Origin of the sequence: Tropicimonas sp. IMCC6043 (assembly GCF_004146235.1) — a bacterium.
GTDB lineage: Bacteria > Pseudomonadota > Alphaproteobacteria > Rhodobacterales > Rhodobacteraceae > Tropicimonas.
This window is the reverse complement of the sequence record NZ_SELO01000155.1, coordinates 1-533: the sequence shown is the minus strand read 5'-3', so window position 1 is coordinate 533 and position 533 is coordinate 1. Positions and strand designations below refer to the sequence as shown.

At 64.2% G+C, this 533-nt stretch carries 2 protein-coding genes; both read left to right on the top strand.

Going from position 1 to position 533, the window contains the following annotated elements; all coding sequences use genetic code 11:
* Positions 1-285 (top strand): hypothetical protein (locus EU800_RS27115; RefSeq protein WP_165354868.1); only part of this gene is annotated, 285 nt, incomplete at its 5' end.
* An 18-nt stretch (positions 286-303) separates the two neighbouring features.
* Positions 304-533, top strand: a 230-nt coding sequence (locus tag EU800_RS26195) for a hypothetical protein (RefSeq protein ID WP_129636372.1), incomplete at its 3' end; no start/stop codon positions are given.

Genomic DNA, 533 nt, shown 5'->3' with positions numbered 1-533 from the left:
CGGGCGGACCACCTCTCCTACAGCCGCAGCCAAGGGCGACCGGACTACCACGCCTCCTTGGAGTGGCCCTTCGTCAACGGCTCTGCCTTCATGGAGAAGCTCCCGCACTTCAACCACGGCACCCACATGGTCGCCTCGTGGTACCAAGTCTGGCAGGGGGCGGACCCTGAGGATGCAGATCTGGAGATGACCGCCGACGAGGAGAAGCTGCTCGATGTCCTGCTGGAGGCGATGCGCGCCCCGGAGGTCGAGATGGAAACCACAACCGAAGCGGCGGACAGATAGCGTCCGGAAAGGAACACCATGACCAGAACGACCAGCGTCTCCTTCACGCTCGACATCGACACCATGACCGAAGCGATGCCCCAGCGTCTGGAAGGCGTCGCGACAACATCCAAGGAAAGGGACCAAATGACCGAACAGACCAACCGCTACAACGCCGCCCTCGACTTGGCGCGGGCTGTCATCATGGGCGACGGCAAGCGCGCCGAGGCCGTGGGGGCCCTCGTCGAGCAGCACGGCCTCACTGAGGA